Source organism: Pseudomonas sp. NPDC098747, from assembly GCF_044760045.1.
In the GTDB taxonomy this organism is placed as follows: domain Bacteria; phylum Pseudomonadota; class Gammaproteobacteria; order Pseudomonadales; family Pseudomonadaceae; genus Aquipseudomonas.
Genome location: NZ_JBIWAL010000002.1, coordinates 98,485 through 114,013 on the forward strand (window position 1 = coordinate 98,485; position 15,529 = coordinate 114,013).

Annotated in this window: 11 protein-coding genes and 1 pseudogene; 7 read left to right on the forward strand and 5 right to left on the reverse strand. The window is 53.2% G+C overall.

Translation table 11 applies throughout. The features are described from left to right. Nucleotides 1–171 precede the first annotated feature (171 nt). The 5 genes from ACIQVE_RS01525 (at nucleotide 172) to ACIQVE_RS01545 (ending at nucleotide 5,841) form a co-directional block, all read left to right on the forward strand. Nucleotides 172–819, forward strand: coding sequence for a DUF2491 family protein (locus tag ACIQVE_RS01525; RefSeq protein ID WP_402803843.1), 648 nt, complete (start codon nucleotides 172–174; stop codon nucleotides 817–819). A gap of 263 nt (nucleotides 820–1,082) precedes the next feature. Next, nucleotides 1,083–2,180, forward strand: a complete 1,098-nt coding sequence (locus tag ACIQVE_RS01530) for an AI-2E family transporter (protein WP_402803845.1) — start codon at nucleotides 1,083–1,085, stop codon at nucleotides 2,178–2,180. Further along, nucleotides 2,180–3,703, forward strand: coding sequence for an efflux transporter outer membrane subunit (locus ACIQVE_RS01535; protein WP_402803847.1), 1,524 nt, complete (start codon nucleotides 2,180–2,182; stop codon nucleotides 3,701–3,703). Before ACIQVE_RS01530 ends, ACIQVE_RS01535 begins: the two co-directional genes overlap by 1 nt. Further along, complete coding sequence (locus tag ACIQVE_RS01540) at nucleotides 3,696–4,817, forward strand: HlyD family secretion protein (RefSeq protein ID WP_402803850.1); 1,122 nt, start codon at nucleotides 3,696–3,698, stop codon at nucleotides 4,815–4,817. Before ACIQVE_RS01535 ends, ACIQVE_RS01540 begins: the two co-directional genes overlap by 8 nt. After that, on the forward strand, nucleotides 4,807–5,841 hold the full coding sequence (locus ACIQVE_RS01545; RefSeq protein WP_402803852.1) for a DUF2955 domain-containing protein: 1,035 nt from the start codon (nucleotides 4,807–4,809) through the stop codon (nucleotides 5,839–5,841). The genes ACIQVE_RS01540 and ACIQVE_RS01545 overlap by 11 nt, the downstream gene beginning before the upstream one ends. A 245-nt stretch (nucleotides 5,842–6,086) precedes the next feature. On the opposite strand, the gene ACIQVE_RS01550 is transcribed toward ACIQVE_RS01545, so the two are convergent. Next, a complete protein-coding gene (locus ACIQVE_RS01550; RefSeq protein WP_402803855.1) occupies nucleotides 6,087–6,572 on the reverse strand; it encodes a hypothetical protein in 486 nt (161 codons plus the stop codon). 169 nt (nucleotides 6,573–6,741) lie between these two features. Beyond that, nucleotides 6,742–7,191: a hypothetical protein gene (locus tag ACIQVE_RS01555; protein WP_402803857.1), complete on the reverse strand. Its 450-nt coding sequence runs from the start codon at nucleotides 7,189–7,191 to the stop codon at nucleotides 6,742–6,744. A 512-nt stretch (nucleotides 7,192–7,703) separates the two neighbouring features. Here ACIQVE_RS01555 and ACIQVE_RS01560 point away from each other — a divergent pair. Next, nucleotides 7,704–8,396, forward strand: a complete 693-nt coding sequence (locus ACIQVE_RS01560; RefSeq protein ID WP_402803859.1) for a hypothetical protein — start codon at nucleotides 7,704–7,706, stop codon at nucleotides 8,394–8,396. 756 nt (nucleotides 8,397–9,152) lie between these two features. Next, a complete protein-coding gene (locus ACIQVE_RS01565) occupies nucleotides 9,153–9,476 on the forward strand; it encodes a DUF2388 domain-containing protein (protein WP_402803861.1) in 324 nt (107 codons plus the stop codon). Nucleotides 9,477–10,245: 769 nt separating this feature from the next. Here ACIQVE_RS01565 and ACIQVE_RS01570 read toward each other — a convergent pair. The 3 genes and pseudogenes from ACIQVE_RS01570 to ACIQVE_RS01580 all read right to left on the reverse strand — a co-directional run. Further along, nucleotides 10,246–10,425, reverse strand: a pseudogene (locus tag ACIQVE_RS01570) (transposase); the annotation flags it as partial. Nucleotides 10,426–10,992: 567 nt separating this feature from the next. Continuing rightward, nucleotides 10,993–12,212, reverse strand: a protein-coding gene (locus tag ACIQVE_RS01575) for an IS3 family transposase (protein WP_402803863.1) whose coding sequence is annotated in 2 segments (ribosomal slippage) — nucleotides 10,993–11,867 and nucleotides 11,867–12,212 — 1,221 coding nt in all. Because the reading frame shifts where the segments join, the coding sequence is not laid out codon by codon here. Between the two features lie 514 nt (nucleotides 12,213–12,726). Next, the gene (locus ACIQVE_RS01580) at nucleotides 12,727–14,979 is read right to left on the reverse strand and encodes a hypothetical protein (RefSeq protein ID WP_402803865.1); all 2,253 of its coding nucleotides are present in this window, start codon (nucleotides 14,977–14,979) and stop codon (nucleotides 12,727–12,729) included. Nucleotides 14,980–15,529: the final 550 nt, after the last annotated feature.

The following is a 15,529-nucleotide window of genomic DNA, read 5'->3' on the forward strand; positions in this document are numbered from 1 at the left end:
ACGAAAGCAAAAAATCGTGTTTGGACTGATGGCTTACGTGTCCGGTTTGCTGATCGCCTGGATAGCAAACTAATTGGGCTATATTTTAATGCATTCGACATGACGAAATAGTCGAACCGTTGTGTTGAGTGTCACACAAATTAATCGTGCTGTCTTTACAGGAAATCACACATGGTATGGTTGAAACAATTTTTGAAATCGGATCTCTTTTCGCGAAAACATGCACTCTCCCCCCCAGCCTTGCAACAGCTTAGCGCCAGACAAGGCATTGCTTTCAAGCCAGCCTTTCGACCGCTGCTTGAAACCACTGCTGCTTCGACGCCTGAAAATTTGAAAATTACCGGCGTCGGCACGACAGAGCTTCCTAACGTTAATGCCTTGACTCGGTATTACATGAATACCGAAAACCTATGGATCCAGGTACAAACCGCTAACTCCCCATGCGACCCCTCCGGCACCATGATTCTATTCAATCGTATTAATCGGGTTGCGCTTGATAACGAGGCGGACCTGCGCAGAATTAGCGGACCTGATAGCCCTATCGGAAAGCCTACTTATAGTTTTAACGACAAAACGTACAACCGGATTTGGGAGGGCGAATCGGGCCAAAAAACGTTAATTCCATTTAAGGAGCATATCGAACTCATCGAGGACGAGTTCGACGTTTACCACCGCGCGATGCTTTACTCTCACACGACAACATCCGCACAACGCAACGAATTTCTCCTATTTTCCATCGAGGACAACACGGATGGCAGCATATCTCTGAGCACATCGCTGGGCGTTTCCTTGTATGTGTCTGATTTTGAATATCTTTGAACAGGTTTACATCCAAAGTTCTAATCATTTATCGTTCAACCTGCGACACTTTCTACCGTGAAGACAATATCAAGGCAAATTTCTTGTTCAAGGTGCCTATGTGCTCGCGGACTCGAGCGTTAATGACGTCTCGCCCTCCACGACGTCATTGATAATTTTTAAGCAGCATCAAGTAGACCACCTGCGATCGCCCCCTCATAGTACGATTTGTCCGATTCTATATTGATATCGCATTGTGTACGTTCTTAGTGAGGTGTTTTTTCATGGAAACTAGATCAGAGATGACATTATTCCGCGGATTGTTAGATGTGCTTATTCGGGCGGGGCTCATCGCCGCACTAGCAGTCTGTTGCTTTTATATTTTCAAGCCATTTTTAAACTTGATGCTCTGGTCGTTGATATTGGCCGTAACGCTCTACCCGCTTCACAACAAGCTTAAAAAAATGCTCGGCGACCGCAACGGATTGAGTGCGACATTAATCGTTACCCTCGCCATTATCGGAATCTTGGTCCCCGCCTACCTGCTTGGTACATCATTAACCAGCTCGATTCAACAATCCCTACTAATTGTCAAAGAGGGAAGCTTTCATGTTCCCCCGCCAAGCCAAGCGATTGCCGACCTGCCCGTTTTGGGAAAGCCTCTGTACGGCCTTTGGTTACAGGCCTCAACTGACTTGAGTGGATTGGTGCAGACGTTTTTACCGCAACTCAAGCAGTTTAGCGTGGGAGCGCTGGGTAAATTGGCAGGCATCGGCGCTGCACTCGGCACCTTCATCATATCGCTCATCATCGCCGGCATTATCATGGCCTACGGGAAAAGCGGCCATCGTAATGCATCCTTAATTGCCTCAAGGATTGCGGGCTCCGAAAGGGGGCCTCACGTTGCTGCTTTGTGCACCGCCACCACCCGCGCTGTCGCACAAGGTGTCGTGGGCATCGCGTTCATTCAAACGATATTAGTCGCCATGGGCTTTATGATTAACGATGTTCCAGGCGCAGGTGTACTCGCGATCGCGGTACTGTTACTCGGCATCGCGCAATTGCCTGCAAGCCTTGTAACACTACCGGTCATTGCTTATGTGCTCGCAACCGATGGTGCAAGTGCTACGAACATTGCCTTTGCGATATATGTGCTGATCGCAGGCCTTGCGGACAACATACTTAAACCCCTCCTGCTGGGACGTGGCGTCGAAGTCCCCATGCCTGTGATCCTCATTGGAGCATTGGGCGGCATGATTACCAGCGGGATCATTGGCCTGTTCATTGGCCCCATCCTCCTCGCAGTTGCCTACCAGCTGTTCTGGTACTGGGTGGACGGCGCCGATTGCATATCCCCCCCTGACGATCAGAATGTGAACTAATGCGACTTGGACGACTAATGGTACTCAGTGTGATCAGCCTGACCGGCTGCGTCCGTGTGGGACCAGACTTCAGCACGCCTCACGAACCCTGGATAGATCAATGGAAAAGTCCTACGGTTGACCAGGTGAGTATCCTCCAACCACAGGCAGCTCCCCTGCGGTGGTGGGAAATTTTTGGCGATTCCACGCTCAATGGTCTGATGACCATAGCCGATCAAAACAACGCCGATCTAAAGCTGGCTGGATTACGAGTTCTGCAAGCCCATACCCAGCTCGCCATCGCTCAGCGGACCCAGTACCCGCAATTTCAGCAGATTGGCGCGGATAGCCTCTATGTTCATCGCCAGCAATCTGGTGGACGCAATCCACAAGACAGCAGTTCTTGGCAACATGGGTTGGAATTCGGTATCGGATGGGAAGCGGATTTTTGGGGCCGCTTCAGTCGTGCAGTAGAGTCGGCCGACGCGGCTTATTTCGCCAATCAGGCCAATTACCAGCACGCACTGGTCCTTCTCCACGCTCAGGTGGCCGAGACCTACTTCGCCGTACGAACCGCGGAAGCACGGCTACGGGTTGCCAAAGAGAACGCTGCGCATCAAAAGCGCAGTTTTGAAATTACAGAAAAGAGCTTCAACAGTGGGCAGAACTCCGAGTTGGACTTGCAGCAAGCCAAGACTCAATATCTAGGCACGCTGAGCAGCCTTCCCCAATTCGAAGACCAGGTCCACCGACTACGCAATGCCCTCGCGTTGTTGATTGGTCATTCACCTGATCAGCTACCTGAATTGGCGGTAAATGAGGCGCTCATTCCACTGGTAGATCACGCACTGATTCAAGATGTGCCAGCTCAACTGTTGCTGCGTAGGCCGGACATCCGTGCTGCTGAGCTTGATGTAGCAGCCCAATCGGCCCTGGTAGGTGTGGCTAAAGCAGATTTTTACCCATCCTTGGCCCTACTCGGCAATATCGTATGGTCAAGTGATTCTCTTGGCAGTACGTCCAATTCGTTGGATTTCATTGCCGGCCCCAGTTTGCGCTGGCGCCTTGATCGCGATCAGATCAGAAACAATGTGCGCATACAGGATGTTCGACTGCAGCAGCTCATTGAAGTGTATCGAGACAAGGTACGCCAGTCAGCACGGGAGGCTGACGACGCGGCAGTGGGTCTGAGCAAATCATTGGAGCGCGAGAAGATTTTGCGGGAGGCATCAAGCGCAGCCAAACGCTCACTAGTCTTAGCGACATCCCAGTATCGTGAAGGCTATTCTGACTTCCAGCGTGTACTGGATGCGCAACAGGCGTTATCCATTCAGCAAGACAACTACTTGATCAGTCGCAGCAATGCCGTGAGCAACTTGATCGCGTTGCACAAAGCCCTCGGTGGTGGATGGCACAGCAACAGTCCTCTCATCGACCAAAGCATCCGCGATCAAATGCGCTCGCGTTCCGATTGGGGACCTCTTCTAGACGATCCAACCTTTGCGGCCCCTTTAACTCCTCAAAGGGTAACTACTCATGAGTGAAGCTCAACCGACCACCCCGCCAGCATCGACTCCACCTGCAACTACTGACACTGCAAAAAAAAGCACCCGATGGGTAGTGTTGATTATCGCCGGTAGTCTGAGCTGGTACTTACTTGCCGATCGCTTCACGCCGTATACCCAACAAGCGCGAGTGGAGGCTTTCGTCATCCCGGTGGCTTCTGAGGTCGCCGGCCAAGTGACTCAAGTGCATGTCCGGGACAATCAGAACGTCAAAGCGGGCGAGCTGCTCTTTGAGATAGATTCCCGCCAATACCAAATCGAGGTGGACCGCGCACGCGCCGACGTCGAGTCCACACGTCGAAAGATTGGTGCCAATACCGCAGGTGTCGCAGCAGCGCAAGCGTCTCTACGCGCCGCAGAAGCTTACGAACTGAAAACTACGCAGGATAATCAACGGCTGGAAGGACTGTACCGCGATGATCCAGGTACGGTATCCGTGCGACTTCTCGAAGTGTCCCGAGCGAATCGAGAACAAGCAATGGCGCAGGTCACCGCAGCGCGATCTGAAATACAGCGAGCTCGAGAACTCGAGGGCGGTCCATTAGCAGAAAATGCCATGCTTCACAGCGCGACCACCGCGCTGGAAAAAGCTGAATTAGACTTGGCCAATACGAAAATTCGTTCGAGTTCGGCGGGACTCATCACGGATCTGCGCACGGCAAAGGGACAGTTCTCCGCAGCGGGCAGTCCCGTGATGACGCTTATTGCGGTTAAAGATATATGGATCAACGCTGAAATGACCGAGAACAACCTGGGACTCCTTGCTCCGGGTACCCCAGTCGCCGTGGTATTGGATGCCAGACCGGGTGAGGTGATAGAGGGGCGCATTCGAAGCATCGGCCATGGAATCGGCGATGGGCTACAAGCCCGACCAGGTACCCTCCCCTCTGTTCAAAATAGCCGTGACTGGCTTCGGCCTGCACAGAGATTTCCCGTGATAATCGATATCCCCTCAGAGCAGTCCACTGACTTGCGCGGTCTTCGCGCTGGCGGGCAAGCGGAGGTCATGGCATTTCCTAGTGAAACCAATCCACTGAACGTGCTCGGTCGCGGCTTTTTGCACTTGATGAGCTGGCTTTCTTATGCCTACTGATGCAAAGGGGAAACAGCCTGATTTGCGCAGCCGCAGGGTATTGCGATTGGCAATATCCTCTTCACTCAGCCTTGTCGTAAGTTTCGGGCTTGCCCTGCCGCTAGCCTTTTTAGCCCCAGTCCTCGCCGTATTACTCGCCACCACTAATCGCCCCATATCCTTCAAGGCCGGTGTGAGCTTAACGATAGCGCTCACGCTCACCACCGGCTGCGGCCTGGTCTTGATCCCGGTGTTACATTATTTTCCCGTGGGTGGTGCGCTGCTGGTTATAGCAGGCCTCTTTTTCGCCTTTCTATTGGGTGTGCGAGGTGCCAATCAACTGATCGTGATGTTTCTCGTCATAGGTTTGACGATGATTTCAGCGGCTGGCACCTTAAGTTTCGCCTTCGCATTAACGGTGATAGGCGCGATGGTGAAAGGACTCATCCTGGCCCTCGTGGCTTTGGCATTCAGCCACTGGCTGCTTCCCGAGCCGGATCAGGTGCAGGGAGTACCGAGCAGCTCATATGTGCCTGCAAACCTCGCCAATCGAATGGCATTCCGCGCGACCCTGGTAGTAGTGCCGGCTTTTTTCCTAACGTTAATCAATCCAGCCGGCTTTATGCCATTGATCCTCAAGTCAGTAAGCCTTGGCCAGCAAAGTTGCACAACAGCGGCTGATAACGCTGGACGTGAACTGATCGGGTCGACGCTACTGGGAGGATTGCTGGCAATACTGTTCTGGTGCGCACTTAGTTTGTTCGTACACCTATGGATGCTCTTCCTGTGGATGTTGCTGTTCAGCCTGTTTTTTTCACGGAAAATTTACGGGCTCATTCCTACCCAGTACGGTCCAGCTTTCTGGCTGAATAGCCTTATCACCATGATCATCCTTCTCGGACAATCAGTACACGACAGCATGGCCGGCAAAGACGTCTATTCAGCCTTTGCCTTGCGTATGGGGTTGTTTATCGCGGTGACCTTTTACGCTTGCTTCATGATCCGCCTGCTTGATCAGCGACTTCCCACAACGCCTCTCTCCTAAGGAGCCGAGAGCGTTTACTGCAGCCTGTGCACGATGAGCCCCCTCCTCTACCTTGCGCCTCACACCCGAGCATAACTTCGGACGTCAGCGCAGCGACTTCGACCTCTGAGTAGCTTGGTTTACGAAATTAATGGGGAGCAGTTTTTCGGACATGGCCTGCGGACGTTGAAGCCATAGAATGCCTAGCTTCAAGCGATCAATCGTAGACCAAAATAAAATACCGAAACCAGCACTGGAATCGACACCTAAGGGGTAACGGAGTAGCCACGCCCCTGCAAGCAGCCTAGATATGCTGCCGAACTTGTTGATTGGGCGTTCACAACCTGTGCCTGATTCTCTCGACGCTCTTGTCGGCGCTCTTGACGCTGACGCGCACCTCCGATGATCACGCCCGTTGCGGCAGCTGATTTAGCATTGTTCTGCCGATAGTCCTGCTTTACGGAGTCATCAACCTGGTCATACAAATCATCATGTCGCCGCCCGCGGACTTCAGCCCCTACAGCACCTGCAGCCGCACCTACCGCAGCGCCACGAACCCTTCCACCCGATATTTGGGAAGTGCCTGGTGGGGGTGGGGGCGCGGTTGAGGCGGTGGCCCTGCGACATTCATTAACGTCTTGTTGAACCTGCTGTGCACTCTGCCCTTTTGTGGGGTAAATCGTTTCGGCTTGGGCGTGCACACAGCACCCCAGAAAAACGAAGTACAGCGAAATCCTAGGCAAACGTTTCATGGGATCTCCAGATTGGCTGGGGTCAAATCATGGCGTCCATCCGTCAAAACAAGCCAGCAATCACCAACATCTGAAACTCAGTCGATTAACCAAAGCAGCCGTGTTGTTGTTGCTCACATTTCAGCAGTCTACGAAGGGATGATCCCTGCCCCGTCAAACTTCTTTGTTGTTACTCATGAAGTTTATACCATGCGAGTTCGGTCGTGGACTGCCAGAGCACAGCGCCTGTTTGCGCCCGACCGTCGGGCAACACCACTCGAATCAGCGTCGCCAGCCTTAGGTCATCAATCGGCCAGAGGCACGGCAAGCGAAGTTTCGAATGATCATATGAATTTATTGAAACGGCTGAAATAAATGTGGCTAACGGCTGCCTCCGATTCGCTCGAAACAACGTGATCTCAGCCATGCCGTAATAATGAGCGGAGTGACGGCATAAAGTACTGACTCGTTTAGTTGAATTTTTTCCACGAACGTTTAGGCCAATCCACGCGCCTATTCGCATCAAGAGCGTTTTCTTATCGCCACGTCGTGACTGAGAGATAGCCATTATGTATTCACCCGAATAATCTTCTGTCAGAATCGAGGCCACGCCACAAAACAAAAATAGGGCGCGACTCATTTTTACTTTCCTTTATTTCTTACGATTGGCTCGAATTATTTCATACGCCAATTTTCGCAAGATAAAATAAGGTTATTGCGTACCTTTGAACCATAAATTTTTGTTTAGCAATTTTTTGGCGGGCGCAGCAGAGTTCGCACAGTGGGCCTGCACGACTACTCGTCGATTTAAAATTTTTGCCCGCGTCTCCTCGAAGACTGAACATTAGCACCCCGATCCTGCGTAGCCGAATCACTAATCGTCAAAGAAGACCTTTGACATAAAAATCTTATCGGAAACGTTCCCCTCGAAATTTAAAGGCCTCCGCCAATAACTGGCTCAGGCCCCCCAACGCCGCTTACGCTGATTTTTTCGGATCCGTCGAGATACGCAGAGCCGTCTGGGACAAACATTCGGTGTAACAGTGCCGTGGGTGGAAATGCCCCCCCGCCGCCGCGATAGACAATTTTTGATTTTGATTTGATCGGCTCGACGGGCAGTATTTTTCCCCTTCTTCTGCCCTTGAATTTATTATGCTGACAACCACACGCACTCCCATCAAGTGGGCTTCGGCTTTGGCGCTTGCTATTGGCCTGACCGCACACGCAGGTCTGGCTTCTGCGGTCGACATTGTTTCCACTCCAACACTCGCGGTTGAAGGACACAAGTCTGTCGCTGCTCCGACGATCGCCAACCAAGACCGTCCTGGTCAGGCTCCAGCCGAAGGGGAAACGATTATTTTGACCCCTGGCATTACCGATGTCGACGGCGATGACACCAGCACCTCAACGTACGCTTGGTCCAACGACGATGGGCCGATCACCCCAGAGACGGGGGGACTTACCTATGTGGTGAAGGATACTGACCTTGCAAAAACGATTACGGTGGTTGTTACTCCTGCAACCAACAGCGCCGAAACGGACCCAGTGGGCGGTGACCCGGTGACTGTGACGCTTGCCACAGGAACGACCGCAGCGAACAAACCAACCAGCGTAGTCATCCATAATGAGAACGGCGCACTCACCGGTCGTCCAACGGTTGGGGAAGCACTGACCGCCGTGCCTACTTGCCCATCTACCTGCGACCCAAGCTTGGCTTACATCTGGAAGGCGGGCTCTTCTGTAGTCGGTGACTCCAGCGACACCTACACTCCGGTTGGCGGCGATCAGAAAGAGGTCATTACCGTGACCGTACCTGATACCAGAGCAGTACAGCTGCGCCGTTAAGAGGTCTGCGCCTGACAACGCGGTATTAAAACGATGAGTAGCCAGGTATTGGCTACTCAGACTCCGCGGCCACGCATTCTTCACCACTGACGGAACGCACTAGGTGAGCGGCGCTTAAAACGCCCGCTCACACTTTTACCCCCTTAATTCCCTACTCAAAATTCCCCTTCTCGAAAGGAGCTTGAACTATCGTCTCAGGCTATCAAGCTCGTTTATATTCTCCCCCGATACGCCGTCGTTATTCCTGGTAGATGGTTAACACCTCGCACCTCTCGCCAAACAAATTTGCTCAGTTGCCGCGCACCGCTCCTGCCCAGCATAAACTATCGCTCGTCATAGGAGGGTCGAACCATGTAATTCGTACAACACCGTTTCCTAGTGCACGTAATTTCGAGCGCCCAGACGACGGTGCCCCCCCCCCCCCCCGTCAGAGCAATTGCCGGCGGTTAAATGTGAAGGCGATGAACGAACTTCGCGATTCGCTGCCCCCCCCCCCCAAAAAAAACTTCGAATCCGATTATTAACAACTATTGATTGTTCATTGCCGACTCGCCGATATCTAATAGTTCCCGAGGAAGAAGTGGCCTGGATTGCTTGTCAGGTGCAATCTCCATAAAAGATTTTGTGTGCAGAAGCCCGTAGCTGCATACAGAGAGGCCACCTCTTCCTCCCTACGCTCCATGACTCCTTTATGTTCCTTTCTGTAAACAAGTAAATACCCTGACGGGCGGAAAACTAGCCCTTTTGCAGGTCCCTGTGCGTCTACATTTTTCCACAATTTTTATTTTTGCGACAATGACCAGCAGCGCACATGCCGCCAGTTTTATAACGGCCTATGATGCTGTTCCGGAATCTCTAGACACCAGCACAGCCGCCATCTCCAATGTCTCATTTTCACTGCAAAACAACGATATTGTGCGAGCGGCGCGCTCGGACGCAGCCAGCTTCGTTGCCAGTGAAGGAAGTATTCGGAGCGTGACACTCGAGCGCGCATTCCAGGTCATTCGTTTACAAACCACCTTTTTTGCCCAAGCATCTGACAGGGAATTGGCGAAAGCAATCTTAGTCCAGGGAAGGTAAGCCCGAAATTTTGTCATTTCGCTTAAAACCATAACTTCTCATAACCGCTAAAATTGGTTAATATCGGGTGTCCATGGCTTTCAAAGCATGAGCTGAGAATACTCAAGAAAACCGTGCTGAAGGCATGGGATAACTACTGTTCGCCCTTTCTTTCATCCGGCAGATATGGGAATTTCGATGGTGTTCACTTGCAGTTGAACCTACGTTTCCGCATGACAGCGCGATGAGGTCGTAATCAGCTGCCCGAGCAAATCGAGCTACCAACACTTTGATTATTCTTAATTTTGTTTAGGCAAGTAGAACTCTTAACCTGTACAAGAGAAGGCTAGCAAGGGGTATTTTCATGGCTACTCCTTTCTGCGGGGAATACGGATACAGTTTGGTATCGGTGAGGCCGGCCTTTCTCGCTGGGTTGCACCTTTTACCCCGCGCCTTCTCCCCAGGAGCGCGGGGTCTTTTTTCTTCTGCATAACGACGACAACCATTGGACCAACGCCGATCGCGTGAACATGAACTCCGGCATATCTAGACAGAGCTTTACGCCTCATCAAGACATACCGCGCTCTGACGCGGCCGGTACAGTATTCCTTTACCGCCAATAGCTTCTGTTGAACTGTGTACTTTGCCATACTACCCACAGGTGTTTGTCCCACCTTTTTGGGTCAGTTCACCGACCTGCGTACTTCAGTGTTGCGTACCCGCCGAATTGCGAAGTTTTGGGCGCCACTTTGCCCCTGTTTGGACGCTGGCGCGGAACCCGCGTGGAATGCCTGCGCCTCTCCTCCTCAAGCTCGCGCAACCGAGACATCAGTGACGCATCCATGCCGCCGAACTTGGTTCGCCACTTGTAAAAGGCGGCGGTGCTGATGCCATGCTCGCGACACAGTTCGGAGGCCGGACTACCGGCTTCGGCTTGCTTGAGGATGGGGATGATTTGGCTGTCTGAAAAAACATGATGTCTTCACGCAAAATTTCCTTGATCCGATTAGGAGAAAATTCTACTTCTGACGAGCACTGATTTCAGGGGGGCGGTACCCCCTCGTTCCTTCGCCGTATTGAACCCGAATTGCTGCTCGTGTCGCGTTCAAATCGATCCGGTAGGCATCAATAAATCTGGCGTGTTGACCAGTCCAGGCACCTGAATTGATTGGGGAGTGCTGACACGCGCAATTGAAGCGGAATTAATTCCCGAGCAGGCAGAATACAAGTCTTCAGAAAGTGAACGCTCGGTTCACTTTTGCGGTGTTCACTTTTCCATCGGTGAGATAACCCTCTGTCCCACAGGCCTCGCGCCCGCGCCATCAGTGTTTCATACGCTTTTGAATTGATTCGGCAATAGAAGTTTTCTCAAGTAGCTCAGGACCAATCCGACACAAGCATTGGCGTCTCAAGAAACGATGGCCGGTTTTTCCTGTTAACCATCTTGCTAACCAGCTGCACAACGCCATTTGCCGGAGGATGAATTGCAAATGTTGTGGGTGGACTTGCCCCTACCAAACCGGACACCAAGTCCCCGTTAAATTGATGCTGCCGCTAAGCGCCTGAACTCCCTCGGTGAGCGATAGTTCAAGGCGCTGTGTGGATGCTGCTCGTTGTAGTGCTCGAAGGCAATTGCCAGGTTACGCAACGCTGTTTCTCGATCCGGCTTGGGCATGTGCGCCACGTAATCTCGTTTAATCGTCTTCACGAAGCTCTCGGCCATGCCGTTGCTCTGCGGGCTGCGCACCGGGGTGGTCACCGGCTGCAAGCCGATCTGTCGAGCAAACAGGCGTGTCTGTTCGGCGGTGTACGCCGAGCCGTTGTCGCTTAGCCATTGCACTGGCGTGGTGGGCAGTTGATCACCAAAACGCTTCTCCACGCTTTCCAGCATCAAGTCGCGGATATCATCGCCGCTGTACCCGGTCGGGCTTGCCACCCAGCCGATGGCTTCGCGATCACAGCAATCGAGGGCGAAGGTCACGCTCAGTTTGGCGCCGTCCTCGCATCGGAACTCAAAACCGTCCGAGCACCAACGTGTATCGCTGGTTTCCACCGCAATACGGCCTTCGTGCCGACGCGGCACGCCGGGTTGTTTGATCCTGCGTTCAAGCAGCAAGTTGTGATCACGCATCACCCGGTAAACCCGTTTCACGTTGATCGCCGGCAGCGACCGCTTTTCACGTGCACGACGCAGCAGTCCCCAGACGCGGCGGTATCCATAGCTGGGCAGTTCGCTGACCTCTTGCTGGATCTCAGCGACCAGCTCTACATCGTTCACAGGCCTGCTTCGCCGCACTTTGGGCGATACCGATTGCTTGATTCGAACCGTTAATTGCGAGCGCGCTACACCGAGACATTTACTGACCAGCTTCACTGGTCGTCCCCCGGCAACAAGGGTGAGTGCGCAATCCATTTTCGCGACCGGGCGATCTCTACGGCCTCTTTGAGGATTTCTGCTTCCATTGTTTTCTTGCCCCGCATCCGTTGCAGTTCACGGATCTGCTTAAGCGCATCGCTTAGCTCGGAGGCAGGCACCACGGCTTCGCCAGCACTGACCGCCGACAAGCTGCCGTCCTGGTAAAGCTTGCGCCACAGGAATAATTGGTTGGCATTGATGCCGTTGCGCCGAGCGACGACCGACACACTTTGCCCTGGCTCAAGGCTCTCGCGAACCATGGTCAGTTTTTGCTCCGGGCTCCAGCGGCGTCGCCGCTCCTGGCCCAAAAGCTCCCCACTCTTATCGTTGCTGTTAGTCATAAACATAACCGTTTGCCTATCCCTTATCGTAAGGGGGAAACGGTGTCCTGTCTTTCATGGGGCTCGTCCAGTGGGGGCGCGTGCCGTCGGCGTTCACTTTTTCGGCTCAATTGGCGACGGCTTTACGCTGTCGCAGTGAGGGTCGACCGGCATGATTGGGCCCGCTTGGTTGGAAGTCCTGAATATTCACGCGAAGGACGTTATGTGGCGGATGCAGGCGCAGGGCTGCGCGGGGCACGGCCTGAGCTTATTAATTGGCGAAGGACCGGAGGTTTGACAGGAGGCGTATCAGAATAAGGTGCGACACTGTTGTCACTGAATGGGCAGGAGCCCTCTATGCACGGCCCCATTCAGTGACAACCGCGCCCCGCAGAGCGCTGTGGCATAGGTGGGGAACGTTGCCGTCGAATTTCTGAGCCTCCCGGCGACGTTATCCCATACAGCGGTGTGGCTATTGAATGACCGGATTATACGCGGTCGCTCTTCAAGTTAAACGGTAAAGAGAATCAGGGATTCATTTCACACATGCAGTCCCACTTACCCCCCTATCTATCTCGTTTGTACTATCGTAATCGCCGGTCTGTAGGTTGACTACATAGTAAAAATCAACTCTTATAATGGCCCCGTGCGTGAACGCGAACTCGCCGCTCCATACAGGTTTTGTTCCAAATGCCGAGCTAACATTACCCCATTCGCTGTACAAAGATCCAACTCCCCGCACACCAGTACCATGTGAAAGTTCGTCGCGGAACTCTGGCATACGACCGCCGAGTAGGAAACATTCACTATTGGCGGAATCAAATCGATAAGGTTCGGAGCTGAAGAACCAATTTCTCGGATTAACGGTGTAAATGGTCGGGTTGCCGCCTGCAACGTTGTAAACTTCAATGTTAACAGAGCCTTTTGAATTCAGTTGTACACCCGCATCTTCACCATCGTCAGTCGCAGCAATAGCTTTGAAATTGTCGGTGGAAACATAAGTGAAGTCTTGGCGCCCATTCAAACCCTCAAACTCAAAGTAAGCCCCATTGAAGCCAGTAGTTGGGAAGTTGCTCTCGCTGAACGAATGTCCATTGGCCCATTTATTGCCAACGGCTGGGGCCGCGGCTGCTGTGCCGTTCACACATAATCCACGCCCCCCCGTACCCGTGTCCGCATAGGAGTTCGACATTTCCCCTTTACCCAAATGGACGATCTGGTGCGTTCCTAGTGTCGCACCTCTGGTGCCGGTCCAATAGCTATTGCTAGTGTTCACGCCATACGCGCTCATGTTGCCCAGCGACGCGACCAAGGCTTGCAGCTCGGCGGTGGTGCCGGGGCGTTTGTTGCCATTGCTCTGACTGGCGCAGGTTTTCGCCATGTCGTACCAGGTGCCTTGGTCGAACGGTGCGTTCCACGCAATCGAACTCCTCAAGCCGAGCGTAGCGGTGGCCAGGGCGGCCTTTTCCTCAACCATCCGATTACGACGATCAGCGATGGCCGGGCGTTTGGAAACTTCCACTTTCAGCTCTTCCGCTGCGCTGGCCGATGGAATGGTCAAGGTCCAGAACTCAAAGGTTTTCGCCGTCGCACCGTTTATGGCGGCGCCTTTCCAGTACCATTGATAGGTCAAGTCGGCTTCGGTGCCACCGGTTACGGTGTGGTTAGCCTGGAAGCTGGCACGTGTTGCGGTGGGCTTCTCGATGGTCAGCCCGGTGATGGTCAGAATGGAGACGATTTGCGTACCGACCTTCGACACCATGGTGCCCGCAACCGTGTCGTAACTGGCCGGGGTGATTTCCACCATGAGGTACTTGCCGGCGTCGGCGGCTACCGGGGTGTAGGTTTTGGTCGTGGCACCGGCACCGGTGGCGAGGACTTTGCCGCTGCCGTTGGTGGCGGTGGCGGTGTACCACTGAAAGCGCGAGCGGTCCGGGATGGTGGCATTGCCGTTGTAGGTATAGGCCGCCGTGACCCGCGTGCCGACCGCTGCATTGGGAATGGTGATCCCGGTGACCGTCGGCAAGCCTTCTGCGGCCCCAGCTTTGATGCAGGCAAATACGTATTCTGACCCATTGAAATCACTGAGGGCACGCCCATCATCCGAGAGGTGGACACGGACATGTCGGTCCTCACCGTTGGGTTGAGTTGTCCAGTGATTTCCGCCGGACCAACCATAGGTATTGCCAATATCGTTCTGACTGCTCTCACCTGCTGCATTAGCGCGGGTATAGGTGGTAAATAGGGTTTGCAGTTCGGCAACAGACGGCAAGCGCTCATTTTGGATCGCGCAATACTTGTAAGCGTCGCCCCAACTCTGACTGCTCGGGCTTTTTATAAACTCATTCGTCAACTGCGACCGAGGCGGCAAAACCGGGGCCGCCGAATTCGGACTGGTCACCGGTGTGGTGGCCTTGCTCGGATCGGCGGGCGGCAGCGACGCCGGGGTCACGGCGAAGCTCAAAAACTTCTTGTTCTGCGCCGCCGTCGGGGTGAAGGTCTCTACCGTGGCGCCACTGATCGCCGCGCCGGCAGCGGACCAGCTAAACACACTCCTGGTCGGGTCCACCAAGTCATTGTCGGGGTCAGCATAGGTATAGGTGCCCTTGAGCACATCGCCTTGCGCGGGATTTTTGCCGGGCACGGTAACGTTCGTGATGACTGGGGCGGTCGCCGTCGGTACGCGTCCGATGATCGGGGCCGACAACGGTGAAGAGCTCGGCGCGGCGTTGGCGAATGAACTCAGGCAAACAACGCCGAGGCCCAACAGAGGAGAAATTAAACGCATAGACCTGTTTTCAGTAGTCAATCCTCTCTGCGTCATGCAGCAGCGGATTTAGATGGGGGCTGGCTGTTCGCACTCCAGCGATAGAGCAGCAAAAAACTATTCGGCTCATCTGGGATCAGATCGTCCTCCCTGGAATTTTGCTCGTGCGAGGGCGTCCAATCATGAAGTTCCGGAAAATAAGACGTATTTTAAGCTGAACGTTAAAGTCATTTGGGGCATCTACCTTCGCCAGAGAGCTGGCAGAGCACTTGTTTAGCCCCCCTTAATGGCAGAACCCAAAAAACGTGCACACTGCATTGTTTTATTACCGAAAATAATCCGGCCTTGTCAAGTTTATTTCATTGATAGCAATCAAATATATGTAGCAATAATAACGGCGCCTAGGAGTGTTGTTGGTTTTTAGGCTGGTCAGCTTAATGAACAGCTGTGGCCAGAGCGATGGCGCGCCACTCATAGTTCGGTAGTGCTATAAAATTAGTTGTGGAAAGTCTTTTGCATATGTCGAAGTACTTTCAGTCTGCCTAGCTAGTCTTACCGGTATTTATGCTCA